This is a genomic window from Streptomyces herbicida (assembly GCF_032656585.1).
Lineage (GTDB): Bacteria > Actinomycetota > Actinomycetes > Streptomycetales > Streptomycetaceae > Streptomyces > Streptomyces herbicida.
On sequence record NZ_JAUYWJ010000002.1, the window covers coordinates 175,829 to 194,764 of the forward strand.

Sequence of the window (18,936 nt, forward strand, 5' to 3'; positions counted from 1 at the left end):
CGGCGAGAGCGCCCCGTCCCCACGGATCCCTCGCCGGCCGGTCCTTCAGCGGAAGCGGCGCGTCAGGCGTGCACCAGCTCCCGGTCCGCGTCCCCGTCCCGCGGCCGGTCGTCGTCGCGGGCGCGCAGGCCCTCGCCCTCCACGTCCACGTTGGGCAGGGCGCGGTCCAGCCACTTCGGCAGCCACCAGGCCTTCTTGCCGAGCAGCGCGAGCACCGCCGGGACGATCGCCATCCGGACGATGAAGGCGTCGAAGAACACCGCGACCGCCAGGCCGAAGCCGATCATCTTGATCATCGACTCGCTGGACCCGATGAAGCCGGAGAAGACGGCGATCATGATCACCGCGGCGGCGGTCACCACCCGGGCGCCGTGCTTGAATCCGGTCACCACGGCCTGGCTCGGCTTCTCGCCGTGGACGTACGCCTCCCGCATCCGGGTCACGAGGAACACCTCGTAGTCCATGGCGAGGCCGAAGACCACGCCGACCATGAAGATCGGCATCATCGACATGATGGGTCCGGTCTCCTCGACGCCCATCAGGCCGGACAGCCAGCCCCACTGGAAGACCGCGACGACGGCGCCGAGGGCCGCCAGCACGCTCAGCAGGAAGCCGAGGGCCGCCTTCAGGGGGACCAGGACCGAGCGGAAGACGAGGATCAGCAGGAGGAAGGCCAGGCCGACGACCAGGGCCAGGTACGGGACGAGCGCGTCGTTCAGCTTCTGCGACGTGTCGATGTTCATCGCCGTCGTGCCGGTGACCAGGACCTGCGCGTCCGTGTCGGCCTTGATCTCCGTGCCCTTGTCACGGATCGCGTGCACCAGGTCCTCGGTGGTCGCCGAGGACGGCTTGGAGTTGGGGATCACGGTGATCGTCGCGGTGTCACCGGCCTTGTTGGGCACGGCCGGGGTGACGGTCACAACGTCCTTGAGAGCCTTGATCTCCTTGCCGACCTCCTTGAAGGCGGCCTTGGGGTGGTCGCTGTCCTTGGCGTCGACCACGAGCATCAGGGGGCCGTTGAAGCCGGGGCCGAAGCCCTCGGAGAGCAGGTCGTAGGCGCGGCGCTGGGTCGTCGACGTCGGCTGGGAGCCGTCGTCGGGCAGGCCCAGTTCCAGCGAAGCGGCGGGGACGGCCGCGGCACCGAGGCCGACGACGCCCAGGAGGAGGACGGCGACCGGGCGGCGCACGACGAAGCTCGCCCAGCGCGTGCCCATGTTCGGCCGGCCGGCCTTGTGGGGGTGCTTGGCCTTGCGCCCGCCGCCGAGCAGCTTGCTCTTCTCGCCGGCCGGCCGCACCTTGCGGCCCGCGTAGCCGAGCAGCGCCGGGATCAGGGTGAGTGCGATCAGGACCGCGATGGCGACCGTGCCCGCGGCGGCGACGCCCATCTTGGTCAGCATCGGAATGTTGACCACGGACAGACCGACCAGGGCGATCACCACGGTCAGGCCCGCGAAGACCACCGCGGAGCCCGCGGTGCCGGCGGCCCGCCCGGCCGCTTCCTCGCGCTCTCGGCCCTCGGCCAGTTCGGCGCGGTAGCGGGAGACGATGAACAGCGCGTAGTCGATGCCGACCGCGAGGCCGATCATCGAGGCCAGGGTGGACGTGGTGGAGCCGAGGTCCAGGGCGCTGGCGAGCGCGGCGATGGTGGAGACGCCGATACCGACGCCGATGAGGGCGGTGACCAGCGGCAGTCCGGCCGCGAGCAGCGAGCCGAAGGTGATGACGAGGACGACCGCGGCGATCGCGATGCCGATGACCTCGGTGGCGCCAGTCTCGGGAGTCGTGTTGAGGGCGTCACCGCCGACCTCGACGGTCAGCCCGGCCTCCCGCGCGTCCTGCGCGGCCTCCTTGAGGGCGTCGCGCGTGGAGTCCTTGAGCTCCATGCCCGAGACCTTGTACTTGACCGACGCGTACGCGACCGTGCCGTTCTTGCTGACGGCCCTGCTCTGGTACGGGTCGGCGACGGAGGCGACCTCGGAGCCGTCCTTCAGCTCCGCGACCGTCTTCTTCACGATCTTCTTGTTGGCGGCGGCGGTCATCTTCTCGCCGCTCGGCGCCTTGAAGACGACGCGCGCGGTGGCGCCGTCGGCGCTCATGCCGGGGAAGCGCTGTTCCAGCAGGTCGAAGGCCTTCTGGGCCTCCGTGCCGGGGACGGAGAAGGAGGTGTTGCCGGCCGCGGGGGCACTCGCCGCGCCGACGCCCGCCAGCGTCAGCAGCGCCACCCATATGAGGGCGACGAAGTGCCGTCGCCGGAAGGCGAGTCGGCCCAGTTTGTAGAGGAACGTGGCCACGAGGTCGTACTCCCGGTCAGTCGTGGGGTGTTCAGGGCAGGGGTGACCAGCCCCGTGGGTGGCAGGGGTGATCGGCCCGACGACGTGAGCGGTGACGTCAGGTGGGGCTGAGGGGACTTGTCAGTCGGTGGAAACGCCGAGGGCGGGGAGGACCACGGCGTCGATGTACGAAAGGAGGAACGCCTGCGTCGGGGGCTGCTCGTCGATGAGCGTGCGTGCTGCGAACCCGCCGATCATCATGTGCATCACGAACCCGATCGCCGGGTTGTCCGCACGGACCTCTCCCCGGTCGATCGCCCGCTGGATCACGCGACGGAACTCCGCCATCTCCGGCTCGATGAGATGCTCCCGGAACGCCTTCAGGAGGTCCGGGTTGCCGTGCATCGCCATGGCCAGGCCCCGCATCAACGCGGAGTTCTGTTCCATCTCGCAGTCGTCCGAGCGCTGCGTGAGGGCGTGCAGATCGCCCTTGAGCGATCCGGTGTCGACCTCGTCGGCCGAGCCGCCCGGCTTGCTGTGCCGCACGGCCTTCGCCACCAGCTCGGCCTTGCCGCCCCACTGGCGGTAGAGCGTCGCCTTGCTGGACCGGGTGCGGGCCGCCACGGCGTCCATGGTGAGGGCGTCGTAGCCGACTTCGCGGAGCAGGTCGAGCACGGCCTCGTACAACTCGGCCTCACGCTCGGGGGTGATACGACTGCGGCGCGCCGTGGCGACCTCGGTCATCGTTCCCACCTTCCCACTCCGAACGACACGGTTTCGTACGTGACGAATGTAGCGCACCCCTCATGCGAAACGAAACCGTTTCGTACGTGTCCTGGGTCACGCCCTGGTCGGTCGCCCGGAAATTTCACAAGTTGCTCCGCTCCATCCCCCGGAAAAGCATGGGGAGGTGAGCTATCTGCGCCTGCCGCACCTCAGCGGCGAACTGCTGTGCTTCGTGGCCGAGGACGACCTCTGGCTGGCCCCCCTCGGCTCCCCGGGCCGCGCCTGGCGGCTCACGGTGGACCGCACCAAGACCGGCCACCCCCGCTTCTCGCCCGACGGCCGAACGATCGCGTACACGAGCTGGCGCAGCCTGGTGCCCGAGATCCACGTGGTCGGCGTGGAGGGCGGGCCGGGCCGGCAGCTGACGCACTGGGGAAGCGCGGACACCCGGGTGTGCGGCTGGACGCCTTCCGAGAACGGCGGGGCGGAGATCCTCGCCGTCGCCTCCCACAGCCAGCCCTTCTCGTACTTCACCTGGGCCTACAAGGTCTCCACCGACGGCGACCCGGGCCGCAAGCTCCCCTGGGGCCCGGTCGCCGACATCCAGGTCGCCGACCTCGACGAGGGGCACCGGACCCTGCTCCTGACCGGCACCCCGCCGCACGAACCGGCCGCCTGGAAGCGGTACCGGGGCGGCGCCATGGGCCGGCTGTGGCTGCACGGGCAGCGGCTGCTCCCCGGCATCGGCGGCCATCTGGACTGCCCCATGTTCGTCGGCGGCCGGATCGCCTTCCTCTCCGACCACGAGGGCATCGGCAACCTCTACTCCTGCGCCTACGACGGCTCCGACCTGCGCCGCCACACCGACCACGACGCCTTCTACGCCCGGCACGCCGCCAGTGACGGCACGCGGGTGGTGTATCAGTGCGCGGGCGACCTGTGGCTGGTGGACGACCTGTCGGCGGACTCGGTGCCGCGCCGGCTCGATGTGCGCCTGTCCGGAGCGCGCGCGGGACGCCGGAGGTACCAGGTGCCGGCCGCCCGGCACGTGGACGGCATCTCGGTCGACGAGACCGGCCGGGCCAGCGCCGTCGTGGTCCGCGGCAGCCTGTACTGGCTCACCCACCGCGACGGCCCCGCGCGCACCATCTCGGACACGCCCGGCGTACGGGTCCGGCTCCCGGAGATGCTGGGCTCGACCGGGCAGATCGCCTACGTCACGGACGCCGAGGGCGAGGACGCGATCGAGATCTCCCATCTGCCCCGCGCCAGCGGCGACCGCGCGCCGCGCCGGCTGGCCTCCGGCGAGCTGGGCCGGGTCCTGGAACTGGCCTCGGACCCGCCGGGCGAGCGCCTCGCCGTCGCCGCCCACGACGGACGGCTGCTGCTGATCGACACGGACGAGGAGTCGAACGGCGAGGTGACCGAGCTGATCCGGTCCATCAACGGCCCGGTGCGGGACCTGGCCTTCTCACCGGACGGCTCCTGGCTGACCTGGTCGCATCCGGGGATCGGCCGGTCGCTCCGGCAGATCAAGATGGCCCGGATCTCCGGTCTCGGACAGGGCGACCGACAGGTCCTCGACGTGACCAACGGCCGCTTCGAGGACGAGAACCCGGTCTTCACCCGGGACGGCCGCTATCTGGCCTTCCTGTCCTGGCGCGGCTTCGACCCGGTGTACGACGTCCACACCGGCGACCTGTCCTTCCCGCTCGGCTGCCGCCCGTACCTGGTCCCGCTGTCCTCGGCCACCCCCTCCCCCTTCGCCCTGAACCCCGAGGGCCGGCCGGCCGCCGGGGGCCTGGACCCCGTGGAGGACGAGGAGACCGGCGAGGGCGGCGCGGTGACCGTGGAGGTCGAGGGGCTGGAGAGCAGGGTCACCCCGTTCCCGGTCTCCGCCTCCAAGTACTCGGGGCTGCTGCCGGTCTCGGGCGGCGGCCTGGTCTGGCTGCGCTGGCCGATCTCGGGCGCGCTGGGCGAGACGTTCGCGAACCCCAACGACCCCAGTGAGCGGCCCACGCTGGAGTACTTCAACCTCACCAAGGCGAAGAAGTCCCAGCTCGTCGACCACCTCGACTGGTTCTCGGTGAGCGGCGACGGCACCCGGCTGGTGCTCATGGACGAGGGCGACCTGCGGGCCGTCCCCGCGACCGAGCCCGGCGACGGCGACACCACGACCTGGATCGACCTGCGCCGCATCCTGCACGAGGTCGACCCGCCCGCCGAGTGGCGCCAGGCGTACGCGGAGGCCGGCCGCCTCATCCGGGACTACTTCTGGGAGCCGCACATGTGCGGCATCGACTGGAACGCGATCCTCGACCAGTACCGGCCGCTGGTCGAACGGGTCGCCTCCCCCGACGAGTTCGCCGACCTGCTGCGCGAGGTGCTGGGCGAGCTGGGCACCTCCCACGCCTATGTCACCCCCGCCCGCCGCAACGAGGGACCGCCGCACTACCAGCGCTTCCAGGGCCTGCTGGGCGCCAACCTGGTGTGCCGGGAAGGCCGTTGGACGGTCAAGCGGATCCTGCCCGGCGACTCCTCCGACTCCAAGGCCCGCTCCCCGCTGGCCGGTACGGGCATCCGGGAGGGCGCCGTGCTCACCCACGTGGACGGCCGGCCGGTGGACCCGGTGACGGGTCCGTATCCGCTGCTGGCGGGTTCGGGCGGTACGACCGTGGAGCTGACCTTCGCCCCGGCCGAGGGCGAGACGGGCCCGCCGCGGCGGGTCGCCGTCGTCCCCCTGATCGACGAGCGGCCGCTGCGCTACCAGGACTGGGTGGCCAAACGCCGCGAGGTCACACGGGAGTTGAGCGGCGGCAAGTGCGGCTATCTGCACATCCCCGACCTGGGCGGCTCGGGCTGGGCCCAGTTCAACCGGGACCTGCGCATGGAGGTCTCCCGGCCCGCGCTGATCGTGGACGTGCGGGGCAACGCGGGCGGGCACATCAGCGAGCTGGTCGTCGAGAAGCTCACCCGGACCATCCTCGGCTGGGACCTGACCCGCAACGCCCAGCCCGTGTCGTACGCCTCGAACGCGCCCCGCGGCCCGATCGTCGCCCTCGCCGACGAGGCGACCTCCTCCGACGGCGACATGATCACGGCGGCCTTCAAACTGCTCAAGCTCGGGCCGGTCGTCGGCCAGCGCACCTGGGGCGGTGTGGTCGGCATGACCGGGCGGCACCGGCTGGGCGACGGCACGGTGATCACGGTGCCAATGAACGCGGCCTGGTTCGACGCCTACGGCTGGTCCGTGGAGAACCACGGCGTCGCCCCCGACCTGGACATCCTGCGCACCCCGCTGGACTGGGCGGAGGGCCGCCATGTCGAGATGGACGACGCGGTGCAGCTGGCCCTGGACCTGCTGACCACCAACCCGGCGGCGGCCCCGCCCGACTACAGCGACGTACCGGACCGCTCGCGGCCGAAGCTGCCGCCGCGGACATGAGAAGGGGTGCCCCGCGCGGGGCACCCCTTCCACCGGACCGCCGACGTCAGGCGTCGTAGTCCATGTCCATGCGGTCACGCATGTCGTGCTCGGACTCGTCGATGTCCCGCACGTTCTGGCGGCCGCGCTCGGTCTGCTGCTGACCCCGCTGGGGCTGCTGCTGACCGCGCTGGGGCTGCTGCTGACCGCGCTGGGGCTGCTGCTGGCCGCGCTGGGCGCCCTTCTGCTTGCCCTGGGACTTGTCCTGGAATTGGTCCTTCATACCCATGTGGGTTCACTCCCGTGGAGGGTGAGGGGTTTAGGCCCTTTGGTTGGGCCTCGACCAGATTCACACGGGTGGACACACTGCGCATGTCGATCAGTCACGGTGCGTAGCGGCCGACTTGGCCGGACGCGGGCACACTCACTCGTGCCGGACGGACCGCTCGCGCTCGTCGGCCTCCCCGCCCGCGCCGACCAGTCCCGTCCGCATCCCCTGGAGCCGGGGCGCGAAGCGGCGCATCTCGCGCTGTCCCACCGTCCCGATGAGCCCCGGCAGATAGCCGCGCACGCCCTGCATCCCGCGCAGCCACCACTGCCCGTACACATGGGGGGAGCGCCGCTCGATACCGGCGACGATCCGGTCCACCGCGGGGCCCAGCGGGTACGTCTTGTTGGACGGCCACGGCAGCCGCTGCCGCAACTCCCGCATGACGTCGTCCTGGTCGGCACCGCGCACCATGTCCGTGTCGGTCCACGACAAATACGCGACACCGACCTTCACGCCCTGGTGGCCGACCTCGGCGCGCAGACAGTGCGCGTACGCCTCCACACCGGACTTGGACGCGCAGTACGCCGTCATCATCGGCGCCGGGGTGATCGCGGCGAGCGAGGCGATCTGCAGCAGATAGCCGCGGCTCTCGGTGAGCACCGGCAGGAAGGCGCGGCCCGTCACCGCCGAGCCGATCAGATTGACCTCGATCACCCGCCGCCAGGCCTGAGGATCGGAGTCCACGAACGGCCCGCCGCTCGCGACCCCGGCGTTGGCGACCACGATGTCGACCTTGCCGAAGCGCTCCTTGACCTCCCGGGCCACCCGCGCCATCGCCTCGTGGTCGGTGACATCGGCGTACCAGTGGTCGCTGTCGCTGTGCAGCCTGCCGGACACCTCCTTGAGCGCATCCGCCTCCAGCCCGACCAGCGCCACCTTGGCACCGCGCGCCGAGAGCTTGCGCGCAAGCAGTTCGCCGACGCCGCGTGCGGCTCCGGTGACGACCGCGACCTGGCCCTCCAGGCTCACCCTGCTCATGCGCCCTCCTTGACGTGTACGTACGTGGTGACGAGTTCCCGGATCTTCCCGGTGACCAGCTCGGGCGCCTCCACCGGGGTCATGTGGCCGAGCCCGGGGAGCTCGGTGAGGCCGACGCAGTTCGGCAGCTCGGCGGCCAGGAACCGGGCGTGCACCGGCGGGGTGAGCCGGTCCTCCGTGCCGGCGACCACCGCCGTCGGGACCCGCAGCTCCCGTACGCCGTGGTCGAGGTCGAGCCGCTCCAGCACCTGCGACCAGGCGTGGCGCACCGCGCGCGGGCAGGCGTGCACGATGTGTGCGCACGCCTCCACCATGTGCGGGGCGGAACCGGCGCCCATCGTCGCGTACTTGAGGATCCGCTTCGCGACCGGAGTGACCGGACCGAGCGGGGCACGAGAACCCAGGATGTGCGCCGTGAGCCAGGTGCGGATGCGCCCGGCGCCCAGCGGGACGACGCGCGCCTGCGCGACCAGCTTCGAACTGCCCGTGCTGCACAGCAGAACGGCGGCCGCGTGCTCCTGGAAGCGGGGGCGCCCGGACGCGGCCATCACCGTCATCCCGCCCATGGAGTGGCCGACGATCACGGACCTCTCGCCGGGCGTGAGCGTCTGCGCGAGCACCGCCTCCAGGTCGTCCGCCAGCGCGTCGGTCGTGCAGGCGGGGCTCGCCGGGCTGCGCCCGTGTCCCCGCTGGTCGTACGCGATGACCCGGTGGTCCGCGGCCAGGTCCCGGATCTGCGCCGCCCAGAAGGCGGTCGAACAGGTCCAGCCGTGGGCGAGGACGACGGGCGGCGCGTCCTCGGCCCCGTGCACCTCGACGTGCAGGCGGGCGCCGTCGGCGGAGACCACGGTGAGTTCGCGGGCGGGGGCGGGCGGGGCGTAGGGGCCGGTGGCGATGGGGCTCCCCCCTGCTCGAGCGGAGCCGAGAGCTTGGGGGCGGGTGAGTCGGCTCACGAGGCCACCTCCGCCTGCGTCACGCTCTGCGCCGCGCCCTGCGCCGCGCCCGTGCGGGCCGGCGTCCGCAGCAGCTCGTACTCCGCCAGGTCCACCCGACGGGTCGCCCGCCGGAACTCCGTCGTCGTACCGGGCCAGATGGTGGTGTTGCGGCCGCTCGCGTCCAGGTACCAACTGGTGCAGCCACCGGTGTTCCAGACCGTGCGCTTCATGCGCTCCTGCACCATGCGGTTCCAGGCCTCCACGGCGCCGGGGCGGGCGTCGAGGGCGCCGCGGCCGCCGAGGACGTCGAGCTGCCGCACGTAGTCGGCCATGTAGTTCAGCTGGGACTCGATCATCAGGATCATGGAGGAGTTCCCGAGCCCGGTGTTGGGCCCGATGATCGTCATCCAGTTGGGGAAGCCGGCCGCGGACGCCCCGCGCAGGGCCTGCATCCCGCCCTTCCAGCCCTCGGCGAGGGTCCTGCCGTCCACCCCGACGACCCGCTCGGCGATCGGCATGTCGGTGACGTGGAAGCCCGTACCGAAGACGATCGCGTCGACCTCGGCCTCACTGCCGTCGGCGGCGACGACGGTCGACCCGCGGATCTCGCTCAGGCCACTGGCGACGACGTCCACATTGGGCCTGGCCAGCGCCGGGTAGTACTCGCTGGACAGCAGGATCCGCTTGCAGCCGATGCGGTAGTCCGGGGTGAGCTTGGCGCGCAGGGCCGGGTCCTTGATGGCGCGGGCCATGTTGCGCCGTGCCAACTGCTCGATGAAACCGAGCTCGTTGGGGCGCTTGGTGAAGGCCTGGACCTGCAACTCCCGGATGCCCCACAGCAGTCCGCGGCGCAGCTGCGTGGTGAACGGCAGGGAGCGGTGCACACGGCGTTCGGCGCCGCTGATGGCGCGGTCCATGCGGGGCATCACCCAGGGCGGGGTGCGCTGGAAGAGGGTGAGCCTGGCGACCCGCGGCTGGACGGCCGGCACGATCTGGATGGCGGACGCCCCCGTGCCGACCATCGCGACCCGCTTGCCGCTCAGGTCGTAGTCGTGGTCCCAGCGGGCCGAGTGGAAGACCTTGCCCGGGAAGGAGTCGAGGCCCGGGATGTCCGGCACCTTCGGGTCGGACAGCGGCCCGGTGGCGGAGACGACGATGTCGGCACTCAGCGAGCCGTTCGTGGTCTCGATGTCCCAGCGCAACCGCTCCGGGTCCCAGGTCATCAGCTTCACCTCGGCGCCGAAGCGGATGTGCGGCCGGAGGCGGAAGACGTCGGTCACGTGCTCCAGGTAGGCGCGGATGTGCTCCTGGCCGGAGAAGGTGCGCGGCCAGTCGGGGTTGGGCGCGAAGGAGAAGGAGTACAGATGGGACGGTACGTCGCAGGCGCACCCGGGGTAGCTGTTGTCCCGCCAGGTGCCGCCGACGCTGTCCGCCCGCTCGAGGACCACGAAGTCGGTGATCCCCTCGCGGCGCAGCCGCACGGCCGCGCCCAGCCCGCCGAAGCCGGACCCGATCACCGCCACCCGTACATGCTCGTGCTCGGCCATCCCGAAGCCTCCAGGCATCACATCGGACTCGTTGAACCATGCCAGTGAACACTGGCGCAATGGGAGCGTAGAGCAGCCGCGTACCGAGCGGTAGGGGTCGGGGGAAGGAAGTTACCCGCGGTACAACATAGGCTGCTCGCGTGGCTGAAGACGGAGGACGACCCGGCGAGCAGCGCGAGTACCGCATGGAGGAGCTGGCGCAACTGGCCGGCATCACCGTGCGCACCCTGCGCTTCTACCGTGAGCGCAAGCTGATCCCGCCGCCCCGCCGCGAGGGCCGTATCGCCTGGTACGACGACCACCACCTGGCTCGTCTGCGCACGATCTCGGCCCTGCTGGAACGCGGCCACACCCTGAACGGCATCGCGGAGCTCGCCGAGGCCTTCGACCACGGCCGGGACGTCGCCGATCTGCTCGGCGTCGGCGCCCCCACCGAGGAGGAGCCGGTCCGACTGACCCCCGAGGAACTCGCCGACCACTTCGCGGGAGAGGCCACCCCCGAGAACCTCGCCGCGGCCATGGACCTCGGCTACCTCGGCACCGACGGCGACGAGATCGTCCACATCAGCCGCCGCCTGCTGGACGTGTCCTCGGCCCTGGTCCGCGAGGGCATCCCGCTCGCCGAGGTCCTGACGGCCGCCAGGCGCGTACGCGAGCACGCGGACGCCCTGGCCGAACTCTTCACCGAGGTCATCCTGCGCCACGGCCCCGAGGAGGACCTGGAACGCCTGCGCCCGCTGGCCCGGAGCGTGGTGGAGGCGGAAATGTCGCTGGCACTGGACCGGCGGCTGCGGAAGCGGGACTGAGCGCGAGAGCCGCTCAGAGGTCGTACACAACGGTCACCGGCGCATGGTCGGACCACCGTTCGGCGTGCGTGGCCGCCCGCTCGACGAAGCCCTTGACCGCCTTGGCCGCGAGCCCCGGCGTCGAGACGTGGTAGTCGATGCGCCAACCCGAATCATTGTCAAAGGCCCGCCCCCGGTACGACCACCACGTGTACGGCCCCTCGGCTTCCGGGTGCAGGTCGCGCACCACGTCGGTGTACCCGCCGTCGGCCGGGTCGAGGACCTTGCCGAGCCACTCCCGCTCCTCCGGCAGGAAGCCCGAGTTCTTGGTGTTGGCGCGCCAGTTCTTGAGGTCGGCGTTTTGGTGGGCGATGTTCCAGTCGCCGCAGACCAGCACCTCGCGGCCGTCGGCGGCGGCGCGCTCGCGCAGCCGCTTCAGATGGGCGAGGAACTCGTCCATGAAGCGGATCTTCTCCTCCTGCCGCTCGGTGCCGACCTCCCCGGAAGGGAGGTAGAGGGAGGCGACGGTGACGCCGGGCAGATCGGCCTCGACGTAGCGGCCGCTGCCGTCGAACTCGGCCGATCCGAAGCCCACCTGGACGCGGTCGGGTTCGCGCCGCGTGTAGAGGGAGACGCCCGCGCGGCCCTTTGCGGCGGCCGGGGCGTGCACGACGTGCCAGCCGTCGGGCAGGCGCACGCTCTCGGGCAGCTGCGGCGGCTCCGCGCGCACCTCCTGGAGGCAGAGCACATCCGCGCAGGTCTCGGCGAGCCACTCCACGAAGCCCTTCTTCGCGGCGGCCCGCAGCCCGTTCACATTCACCGAGGTCACAGTCAGCACCCGGGCACGATACCGGCACACTGGACGAGGTCCGGTTTTCCACCGGGTCTCCCTCTGCATGAATGTACGATGCCCAGCATGAATATACGTCCCGTTCCCTTCGACCACCCCGACGCCGTCAAGCTCAACAACGAGGTCCAGGCCGAATACCACGTGCGCTACGGCGACGGCGGTGACGCCACGACCCTGGACGCGTCGGACTTCGAGCCGCCCAACGGCGTGTACCTGATCGCGTACGACGGGGGCGGCCACCCCGTGGCCACCGGCGGCTGGCGCAGCCAGGACGAGAACGGCGAGGGCCACGAGGACGGCGACGCCGAACTCAAGCGCATGTACGTGGTCGAGGAGATGCGCGGCCGCGGCTTGGCCCGCCGCATGCTGACGGCCCTGGAGGAGGACGCCCGCGCGGCCGGCCGCGTCCGGATGGTCCTGGAGACGGGCACCAAGCAGCCGGAGGCCATCGCCCTCTATCTCTCCAGCGGCTATAAGCCCTGCACCAAGTTCGGCTACTACCGCCACCACGAGTCGAGCCGCTGCTACGCGAAGCCGCTGTGAACACGATGAAGCCCCGGTCGGCTTTCGCCGATCGGGGCTTCATGCTGCGTGGACCTGAGGGGATTTGAACCCCTGGCCCCCTCGATGCGAACGAGGTGCGCTACCGGACTGCGCCACAGGCCCTTGCAACGAGTGAAACTTTAGCACCCCGATCGGGGTGCTTGGAAATCCGTTCCCTGACTGGTCAGGGCGGCCTCCCGAGGGGTGACGGGCGTCACTCGTTGGCCGCGCGCGGACGCTCGCCGTCCTCGTACTGGTCGAAGAGCGGCGTGCGACCGCGTTCGCGCGCGCGGCGGGCGGAGGCGGCACGGCGCCGTGCGTCACCGCGGCCGTCCGCGGCGGGCTTGTCCTCGGCCTCGGGCGCGGATTCCCGCGTCTTTGCGTCCGGCACCGCCTCCTGCTCCGGCGCGACGGAGCTGGACCGCGCCGAACTCCATGCGTCGGGCGCCTCCAGGTCCACGTCGGACGTGGCCCGCGGCGCGACCGGCGCGGTCACATACGTCGGCAGCGGCACCGGCACCGGGTCCCAGCTGTCGCCGTGCCCGGGGCGGCGCTGGCGCTCGCGCTGCTGGTCGACCCACTCGGCGTGGTCGGTCTGCTCGACGAGGGCGCGACGGTCGGCGGCGAGCGCGGACATGCCGGTGTCGGTCTCGGCCGCTGGTCCCTCGTCCGGTTCGTCGGCGGACGCGCCCGCGTCCAGGGGCGCGCGCCGCCGCGGCTGGCGTGCCCGCTCCCGCAGCCGCGCGGCCGCGGCCTCGGCCTGGCGCCGGTCCATCTGGTAGGCGAAGCGGCGGCGTTCCTGGCTGCGCAGATACGCGATGTACGAGCTGAGCAGTATGGCGGGCACGGCGGGCGCCCACAGGAACGCGAGCCCGCCGACGGCCGCGACGATGGCGCCGAGCGTGAAGGCGAGGAAGAGCATCACCGTGGTGCGCCTGCGACGCGCGAGCGCCTTCGAGCGCTGGGCGCGTGCCGCGGCCGCCTGGGCCGAGGACGCACGCCGCGGGACGGGTACGCGCTTCTGCGAGGGCGCCGACGCGGAAGGGGACTTGGACGCCGACGCGGAGGGGGACTTGGGCGCGGATGCGGAAGGGGACTTGGGCGCGGATCCCTGCTGATGCGCGGGCGCGGAGCCGGACTTCGGCGCGGGCCCGGTCCCCTGGCTGCGTGCCGTTTCCGGGCGCTCGGAGGTCTCCGGCTCGACGTCCGCCCGTACCTGACGACGGGTCGGAGGCATGGCAAACGCCCGGACGTCCACCGAGTCGGTGACCGCGTCCGGGTCGCCGGCGCTGGGCTCCCCCTCCTGGGCGGAGCGCGCCCGCAGGTCCTTGGCGTACCGGCGCTCCATCCCCGCCCGTCCGGACAGCAGCCGGATGGCGGTGCTGAAGCGTTCCGTCGGACGGGCCTCGTTCAGCTCGTCCTGCCTACGGAGCCACATCGGCACCAAGTAGGCGGCCCAGGCCCCGACAATGACTGCGTAGATGAGGCCGCTGCTGCTCACGTCTCACACGGTAGAGGGGTTTGTGTGAGGCCATCTGCCAATTGGGCCGGTGTGTCGCACGATCTGGCTGATATTTCGAACTTTTTTTGTGACCGATGCGATCAGTAGGCCGTCGGGGATGCGAATTCAATACTCGGAGACGGTCATCGCTCGATCAATTTCGAACAAATATTCAATTTCCCGGGCTACGCGGGATTCCCCGGGGTGTTCTGCCGATTCCGCCTCGCGCTCCCGGTGTTCGACGTCCCCTGAGAGCGTGCCCGCTGCCAGCGGCTCAGCAACCCCTCGGGCACCTCTTCCGCGGTGAGCGCGAAGACGAGGTGGTCGCGCCAGGCTCCGTCGATGTGGAGATAACGCGGGCGCAGGCCCTCCTCGCGGAATCCGAGTTTCTCCACGACCCGGCGGCTGGGCCGGTTCTCGGGGCGAATGCAGACCTCGATGCGGTGCAGACCGACGGCGCGGAAACAGTGGTCCACCACGAGCGCGACGGCCGTCGGCATCACCCCGCGGCCGGCCACCGCCTCATCGACCCAGTAGCCGACGTGTCCCGAGCACATGGAGCCCCAGGTGATCCCGGCGACCGTCAACTGGCCGACCAGCTGCCCCTGGTATTCGATGACGAACGGCAGCATCCGGCCCGAGTTCGCCTCGGACCGCAGATGCCGGACCATCTGCCGGTAGGTCGGCCGGTGCGCTATCGGCCCGCTGGGCGTGGGCGGCGGAATGGTCGCCTCCCAGGGGCGCAGCCAGTCCCGGTTGCGCCGGTTCACCTCGCGCCAGGCCCGCTGGTCGCGCAGCCTTATCGGCCGGAGGACGATGTCGCCGTCCGCCAGCACGACGGGCCAGGATGGGCTGTTCAGCTCGCACCCCCACTTCCGGGTCTGGGGTGGTCGCCGCCGCGGATCTGATCCACGGCGTGGATCAGCAGCGGCTCCAGGACGGCGAGGCCGTCCTTCACCCCGCCGCTGGAGCCCGGCAGATTGACGATCAGCGTCCGCCCCGCCACTCCGGCCAGGCCCCGGGACAGCGCCGCGGTCGGCACCTTCCGCATTCCGAACGCCCGGACGGCCTCCGCAATGCCCGGCACCTCGTAGTCGATCACCCTGCGCGTCGCCTCGGGCGTGCGGTCGGTCGGCGATACGCCGGTGCCGCCGGTCGTGACGATGGCGTCGTACTCCGCCTCGACACCGGCGCGCAGGGCCGCCTCCACGGGGTCGCCGTCGGGGACGATCTGAGGCCCGTCCACGGCGAAGCCGAACCCGGACAGGCCCTCGGCGATCAGCGGACCGCCCGTGTCCTCGTAGATCCCGACGGCAGCCCTGTTGGAGGCGGTGACCACAAGGGCCCGGTATGTCATGTCCGGCTCCAATCGCCCGACTTGCCGCCCGTCTTCTCCTCCACCCGTACGTCCGTGATGACCGCTCCCTTGTCGACAGCCTTGACCATGTCGATCACGGTGAGCGCAGCGACCGACACCGCGGTGAGGGCCTCCATCTCGACGCCCGTGCGGTCCGTGGTCTTCACGGTGGCCCGGATCTCGACGGCGTCGTCCGCGACCGACAGGTCCAGTTTCACACCGGAGACCGACAACGGGTGGCACAGGGGGATCAGGTCCGGGGTGCGCTTGGCGCCCATGATCCCGGCGATGCGCGCGGTGGCGAGCGCGTCTCCCTTGGGAACCCCTTCGCCGCGCAGCAGCTCGACCACGCGGGGCGAGACCAGGACGCGGCCGCTGGCACGGGCGGTGCGCGCGGTCACGTCCTTCCCGGACACGTCGACCATGCGGGCCGCGCCCGCCTCGTCGATGTGCGTGAGTGAGTCCTGCACAGAGGGTCCGGGGGTCTCCCCCCGGGAAGGCACAGTCATGGTGTGTGGTGCTCCCGGTCCCGGCCCGTCGCGGTGCGGCGCACGGGCCTGTTGTGCGCGACACGCTACCGCCAAGTCGGCGTGCGCACCGGTGCGGGATCCCCGGGGGCCGGGCTCAGCCCAGCAGGACGACCTCGACCTCCGTGCCGGGTTCGACGGATTCGACGTCCTCGGGTACGACGATCAGCGCGTCGGCGTGGGCCAGGGCCGCGACCAGATGGGATCCGGCACCGCCCACGGGCGTGACCTCGCCCTCGGTGTGCGTCGCCCGCAGGAACTGCCGGCGCCCCTTCGGGGAGCTCAGCGCCTTGTCCGCCTGCAGGGTCGCCCGGACCGTCGGCCGGTGGACGTCCTCGAGGCCCATCAGGGTACGGATGGCGGGGCGGACGAACAGCTCGAAGGAGACGTACGACGACACGGGGTTGCCCGGCAGCGCGAGCAGGGGGGTGTGGTCGGGGCCGATGGAGCCGAAGCCCTGGGGCTTGCCCGGCTGCATGGCGAGCTTGCGGAACTCGACGCCGCCGCCCGCCTCGTCCTCGTCGCCGACGTGGGACAGCGCCTCCTTGACGACGTCGTACGCCCCGACGCTCACCCCGCCCGTGGTGACCAGCAGGTCGGCACGGATGAGCTGGTCCTCGATGGTGGACCGCAGCGTCTCGGCGTCGTCGACGACGGCGCCCACCCGGTAGGCGATCGCACCCGCGTCCCGGGCGGCGGCGGTGAGGGCGAAGCTGTTGGAGTCGTAGATCTGGCCGCTGCCCAGCGCCTCGCCGGGCTGGACCAGCTCGCTGCCGGTGGACACCACGACCACGCGCGGCTGCGGGCGGACGCGTACCGTGCCGCGCCCGAGCGCGGCGAGGAGCGCGATCTGCGGCGGGCCGAGGACCGTGCCGGCCTCCAGGGCGCGGTCACCGGCCTTCACGTCGCTGCCCACCGCGCGCACATGTGCGCGTGCCTCGGCCGGCCGGTAGACGTGCACATGCCCGGTGGCGCCCTCGGGGGCCAGGCTGCGGGCGGGCATCCCGCTCACGGGGCCCTCGCCGAGGCCTCCGTCGGTCCACTCCACGGGGACGACGGCCTCGGCGCCGGGCGGCAGCGGGGCGCCGGTCATGATGCGGGCCGCCTGGCCCGGGCCGACCCGGGCCAGATGGGCGGCGCCCGCCGCGACGTCCCCGACGACCTCAAGGACGGCGGGGAACTCCTCGCTCGCGCCCGCGATGTCCGCGACCCGCACCGCGTACCCGTCCATGGAGCTGTTGTCGAACGGCGGCAGTGAGACCGGCACCGTGACGTCGTCGACCAGGACGCAGCCCTGGGCGTCGAGCAGTTGCAGCTCGATGGGGTCGAGGGGGCGGACGGTGGCGAGGATGTCCTCCAGGTGCTCGTCCACCGACCACAGGTGCTCCTGGCCGGCGGGGCGGGTCGCGGCGCTGCTCAACGTTGCTGCATCTCCTCGGCTACGTAACTGCGAAGCCAGGTCCGGAAGTCCGGGCCCAGGTCTTCACGTTCGCATGCGAGTCTGACAATGGCACGCAGATAGTCGCCACGGTCGCCGGTGTCATAGCGGCGGCCCTTGAAGACGACACCGTGCACCGGGCCGCCGACCTTCTCGTCCTGCGCGAGCTGCTGGAGCGCGTCGGTGAGCTGGATCTCGCCGCCGCGGCCGGGCTCGGTCTGACGCAGTATGTCGAAGACGTGCGGGTCGAGGACGTAGCGGCCGATGACCGCGTAGTTCGACGGGGCGTCCGCCGGGTCCGGCTTCTCGACCAGCCCTGTCACCTTGACCACGTCGCCGTCGGTGGTGGTCTCCACGGCCGCGCAGCCGTAGAGGTGGATCTGCTCGGGTGCGACCTCCATGAGCGCGATGACGCTGCCGCCGTGCTGCTCCTGGACCTCGATCATGCGCTGGAGCAGGGGGTCGCGCGGGTCGATCAGGTCGTCGCCGAGCAGGACGGCGAAGGGCTCGTGCCCGACGTGCGGGGCGGCGCACAGGACGGCGTGGCCGAGGCCCCTGGGGTCCCCCTGGCGCACATAGTGCATGGTCGCGAGGTCGCTGGACTCCTGGACCTTGGCGAGCCGACCGGCGTCGCCCTTCTTCTGGAGGGCCGACTCCAGCTCGTAGTTGCGGTCGAAGTGGTCCTCGAGGGGGCGCTTGTTGCGTCCGGTGATCATGAGCACGTCGTCGAGCCCCGCCGACACGGCCTCCTCGACCACGTACTGGATCGCGGGCTTGTCCACGACCGGCAGCATCTCCTTGGGAGTGGCTTTGGTGGCCGGCAGGAACCGGGTGCCGAGGCCTGCTGCGGGAATGACAGCCTTACTGATCCTGGGGTGCGACTGAGTCATGACCGCAACCTTATCCGGTGGCTTTGCGGGGAATCCGTGGCTCCGGTTAATTAGCTCTCATATGAGCACATTAGGAAGGGTGCAAGAGCGACCAGTGGAACACGTCGGACGTGCGGTGGATCCTGACAAGCGAATGTTGCGGCGAGAGTTCCTCGCGGTGAGGAACAGGTTGACGGCGGATGTCGTCAGGGATGCGGGCACGGCTCTGGCCGAGCGCGCGCTGGAGCTGCCCGAACTGGTGCGTGCGCGCACGGTGGCGGCGTACGTCTCCGTGGAGAACGAACCCGGCACGCTCGCGCTGCTGGACGCGCTGCACGCGCGAGGCGTGCGCGTGCTCCTCCCGGCGCTCCTGCCGGACAACGACCTGGACTGGGGCGCGTACACCGGGGAGGGCTCCCTCGCGCGTGTCCAACACGGCGGAAAGATGGCGCTCTTCGAGCCCGCCGGGGAGCGCCTGGGCCCCGACGCCGTGACGTCCGCCGACGTCGTCCTGCTGCCCGGGCTCGCGGTGGACGCGCGCGGGATGCGCCTGGGACGCGGCGGAGGGTCCTACGACCGGGTACTGGCCCGTCTGGAGCGGGCGCGGGCGCACCCCGCGCTCGTGGTGCTCCTGTACGACTCGGAGGTCGTCGAGAGCGTCCCCGAGGAGGCGCACGACCGGCCGGTGGACGCGGTGGTGACCCCGTCGGGCCTGCGCCGCTTCAAGGGCGCCTGACGTCTCGCCCCGCCCCGGGCGGTCCCCCTGATGCGAAGTGGGCCCCCCCCCCCCCCGGGGGGGGCCCAGAGGGTGTACGGGGGGCAAGGGGGCACCGGGTGTTGTAGAGCCTGGTTGGC

Annotated in this window: 17 protein-coding genes and 1 tRNA gene; 4 read left to right on the forward strand and 14 right to left on the reverse strand. The window is 71.5% G+C overall.

All coding sequences use genetic code 11. The features are described from left to right. Positions 1-62: 62 nt before the first annotated feature. On the reverse strand, positions 63-2,291 hold the full coding sequence (locus Q8A52_RS04480; protein WP_316749050.1) for an MMPL family transporter: 2,229 nt from the start codon (positions 2,289-2,291) through the stop codon (positions 63-65). A 120-nt stretch (positions 2,292-2,411) separates the two neighbouring features. Next, a complete protein-coding gene (locus Q8A52_RS04485) occupies positions 2,412-3,014 on the reverse strand; it encodes a TetR/AcrR family transcriptional regulator (protein ID WP_316749051.1) in 603 nt (200 codons plus the stop codon). A 166-nt stretch (positions 3,015-3,180) separates the two neighbouring features. On the opposite strand from Q8A52_RS04485, the gene Q8A52_RS04490 reads away from it, so the two are divergent. Continuing rightward, entirely contained in the window at positions 3,181-6,441 is a 3,261-nt protein-coding gene (locus tag Q8A52_RS04490; protein ID WP_316749052.1) for a S41 family peptidase, read from the forward strand. Positions 6,442-6,487: 46 nt separating this feature from the next. Here the strand turns inward: Q8A52_RS04490 and Q8A52_RS04495 are convergent, their stop codons facing one another. The 4 genes from Q8A52_RS04495 to Q8A52_RS04510 all read right to left on the reverse strand — a co-directional run bounded on the left by Q8A52_RS04495 (position 6,488) and on the right by Q8A52_RS04510 (position 10,211). After that, positions 6,488-6,709, reverse strand: a complete 222-nt coding sequence (locus Q8A52_RS04495; protein WP_316749053.1) for a hypothetical protein — start codon at positions 6,707-6,709, stop codon at positions 6,488-6,490. 135 nt (positions 6,710-6,844) lie between these two features. Further along, the gene (locus tag Q8A52_RS04500) at positions 6,845-7,729 is read right to left on the reverse strand and encodes an SDR family oxidoreductase (protein ID WP_316749055.1); all 885 of its coding nucleotides are present in this window, start codon (positions 7,727-7,729) and stop codon (positions 6,845-6,847) included. Next, a complete protein-coding gene (locus tag Q8A52_RS04505; protein ID WP_316749953.1) occupies positions 7,726-8,625 on the reverse strand; it encodes an alpha/beta fold hydrolase in 900 nt (299 codons plus the stop codon). The genes Q8A52_RS04500 and Q8A52_RS04505 overlap by 4 nt, the downstream gene beginning before the upstream one ends. A 53-nt stretch (positions 8,626-8,678) precedes the next feature. Next, the gene (locus Q8A52_RS04510; RefSeq protein WP_316749057.1) at positions 8,679-10,211 is read right to left on the reverse strand and encodes a flavin-containing monooxygenase; all 1,533 of its coding nucleotides are present in this window, start codon (positions 10,209-10,211) and stop codon (positions 8,679-8,681) included. A gap of 185 nt (positions 10,212-10,396) precedes the next feature. Here Q8A52_RS04510 and Q8A52_RS04515 point away from each other — a divergent pair, with 185 nt between their 5' ends. Next, complete coding sequence (locus Q8A52_RS04515) at positions 10,397-11,017, forward strand: MerR family transcriptional regulator (protein ID WP_316749954.1); 621 nt, start codon at positions 10,397-10,399, stop codon at positions 11,015-11,017. Positions 11,018-11,030: 13 nt separating this feature from the next. Here the strand turns inward: Q8A52_RS04515 and Q8A52_RS04520 are convergent, their stop codons facing one another. Beyond that, positions 11,031-11,834: an exodeoxyribonuclease III gene (locus Q8A52_RS04520; RefSeq protein WP_316749059.1), complete on the reverse strand. Its 804-nt coding sequence runs from the start codon at positions 11,832-11,834 to the stop codon at positions 11,031-11,033. A 78-nt stretch (positions 11,835-11,912) separates the two neighbouring features. Here Q8A52_RS04520 and Q8A52_RS04525 point away from each other — a divergent pair, with 78 nt between their 5' ends. Beyond that, entirely contained in the window at positions 11,913-12,389 is a 477-nt protein-coding gene (locus Q8A52_RS04525) for a GNAT family N-acetyltransferase (RefSeq protein ID WP_316749061.1), read from the forward strand. Positions 12,390-12,438: 49 nt separating this feature from the next. Here the strand turns inward: Q8A52_RS04525 and Q8A52_RS04530 are convergent. From Q8A52_RS04530 to galU, 7 genes are all read right to left on the reverse strand, one after another. Continuing rightward, positions 12,439-12,512: transfer RNA gene (locus Q8A52_RS04530), tRNA-Ala, on the reverse strand. Between the two features lie 91 nt (positions 12,513-12,603). Further along, positions 12,604-13,890, reverse strand: coding sequence for a divisome protein SepX/GlpR (gene sepX / locus Q8A52_RS04535; RefSeq protein ID WP_316749063.1), 1,287 nt, complete (start codon positions 13,888-13,890; stop codon positions 12,604-12,606). Between the two features lie 185 nt (positions 13,891-14,075). Beyond that, entirely contained in the window at positions 14,076-14,726 is a 651-nt protein-coding gene (locus tag Q8A52_RS04540) for a GNAT family N-acetyltransferase (protein WP_316749065.1), read from the reverse strand. 20 nt (positions 14,727-14,746) lie between these two features. Then, positions 14,747-15,247, reverse strand: coding sequence for a MogA/MoaB family molybdenum cofactor biosynthesis protein (locus tag Q8A52_RS04545; protein ID WP_316749067.1), 501 nt, complete (start codon positions 15,245-15,247; stop codon positions 14,747-14,749). After that, positions 15,244-15,756, reverse strand: coding sequence for a cyclic pyranopterin monophosphate synthase MoaC (gene moaC / locus Q8A52_RS04550; protein WP_316749068.1), 513 nt, complete (start codon positions 15,754-15,756; stop codon positions 15,244-15,246). Before moaC ends, Q8A52_RS04545 begins: the two co-directional genes overlap by 4 nt. 115 nt (positions 15,757-15,871) lie before the next feature. Next, positions 15,872-17,194 carry a molybdotransferase-like divisome protein Glp gene (gene glp / locus Q8A52_RS04555; RefSeq protein ID WP_316749070.1) on the reverse strand — a complete coding sequence of 441 codons (1,323 nt, stop codon included), beginning with the start codon at positions 17,192-17,194 and terminating at the stop codon, positions 15,872-15,874. After that, on the reverse strand, positions 17,191-18,102 hold the full coding sequence (galU, locus tag Q8A52_RS04560; protein WP_316749072.1) for a UTP--glucose-1-phosphate uridylyltransferase GalU: 912 nt from the start codon (positions 18,100-18,102) through the stop codon (positions 17,191-17,193). Before galU ends, glp begins: the two co-directional genes overlap by 4 nt. 133 nt (positions 18,103-18,235) lie before the next feature. On the opposite strand from galU, the gene Q8A52_RS04565 reads away from it, so the two are divergent. Next, complete coding sequence (locus Q8A52_RS04565; protein ID WP_316749074.1) at positions 18,236-18,817, forward strand: 5-formyltetrahydrofolate cyclo-ligase; 582 nt, start codon at positions 18,236-18,238, stop codon at positions 18,815-18,817. Positions 18,818-18,936 lie beyond the last annotated feature (119 nt).

What these genes read in the sequence shown, in the direction of transcription:
- Q8A52_RS04565 (WP_316749074.1), top strand. Translation starts at nt 18,236, where the DNA reads ATGTTGCGGCGAGAGTTCCTCGCGGTGAGGAACAGGTTGACGGCGGAT.
- Q8A52_RS04500 (WP_316749055.1), bottom strand. Translation starts at nt 7,729, where the DNA reads ATGAGCAGGGTGAGCCTGGAGGGCCAGGTCGCGGTCGTCACCGGAGCC.
- Q8A52_RS04525 (WP_316749061.1), top strand. Translation starts at nt 11,913, where the DNA reads ATGAATATACGTCCCGTTCCCTTCGACCACCCCGACGCCGTCAAGCTC.
- Q8A52_RS04515 (WP_316749954.1), top strand. Translation starts at nt 10,397, where the DNA reads ATGGAGGAGCTGGCGCAACTGGCCGGCATCACCGTGCGCACCCTGCGC.
- Q8A52_RS04495 (WP_316749053.1), bottom strand. Translation starts at nt 6,709, where the DNA reads ATGGGTATGAAGGACCAATTCCAGGACAAGTCCCAGGGCAAGCAGAAG.
- moaC (WP_316749068.1), bottom strand. Translation starts at nt 15,756, where the DNA reads ATGACTGTGCCTTCCCGGGGGGAGACCCCCGGACCCTCTGTGCAGGAC.
- Q8A52_RS04485 (WP_316749051.1), bottom strand. Translation starts at nt 3,014, where the DNA reads ATGACCGAGGTCGCCACGGCGCGCCGCAGTCGTATCACCCCCGAGCGT.
- Q8A52_RS04510 (WP_316749057.1), bottom strand. Translation starts at nt 10,211, where the DNA reads ATGGCCGAGCACGAGCATGTACGGGTGGCGGTGATCGGGTCCGGCTTC.
- galU (WP_316749072.1), bottom strand. Translation starts at nt 18,102, where the DNA reads ATGACTCAGTCGCACCCCAGGATCAGTAAGGCTGTCATTCCCGCAGCA.
- Q8A52_RS04545 (WP_316749067.1), bottom strand. Translation starts at nt 15,247, where the DNA reads ATGACATACCGGGCCCTTGTGGTCACCGCCTCCAACAGGGCTGCCGTC.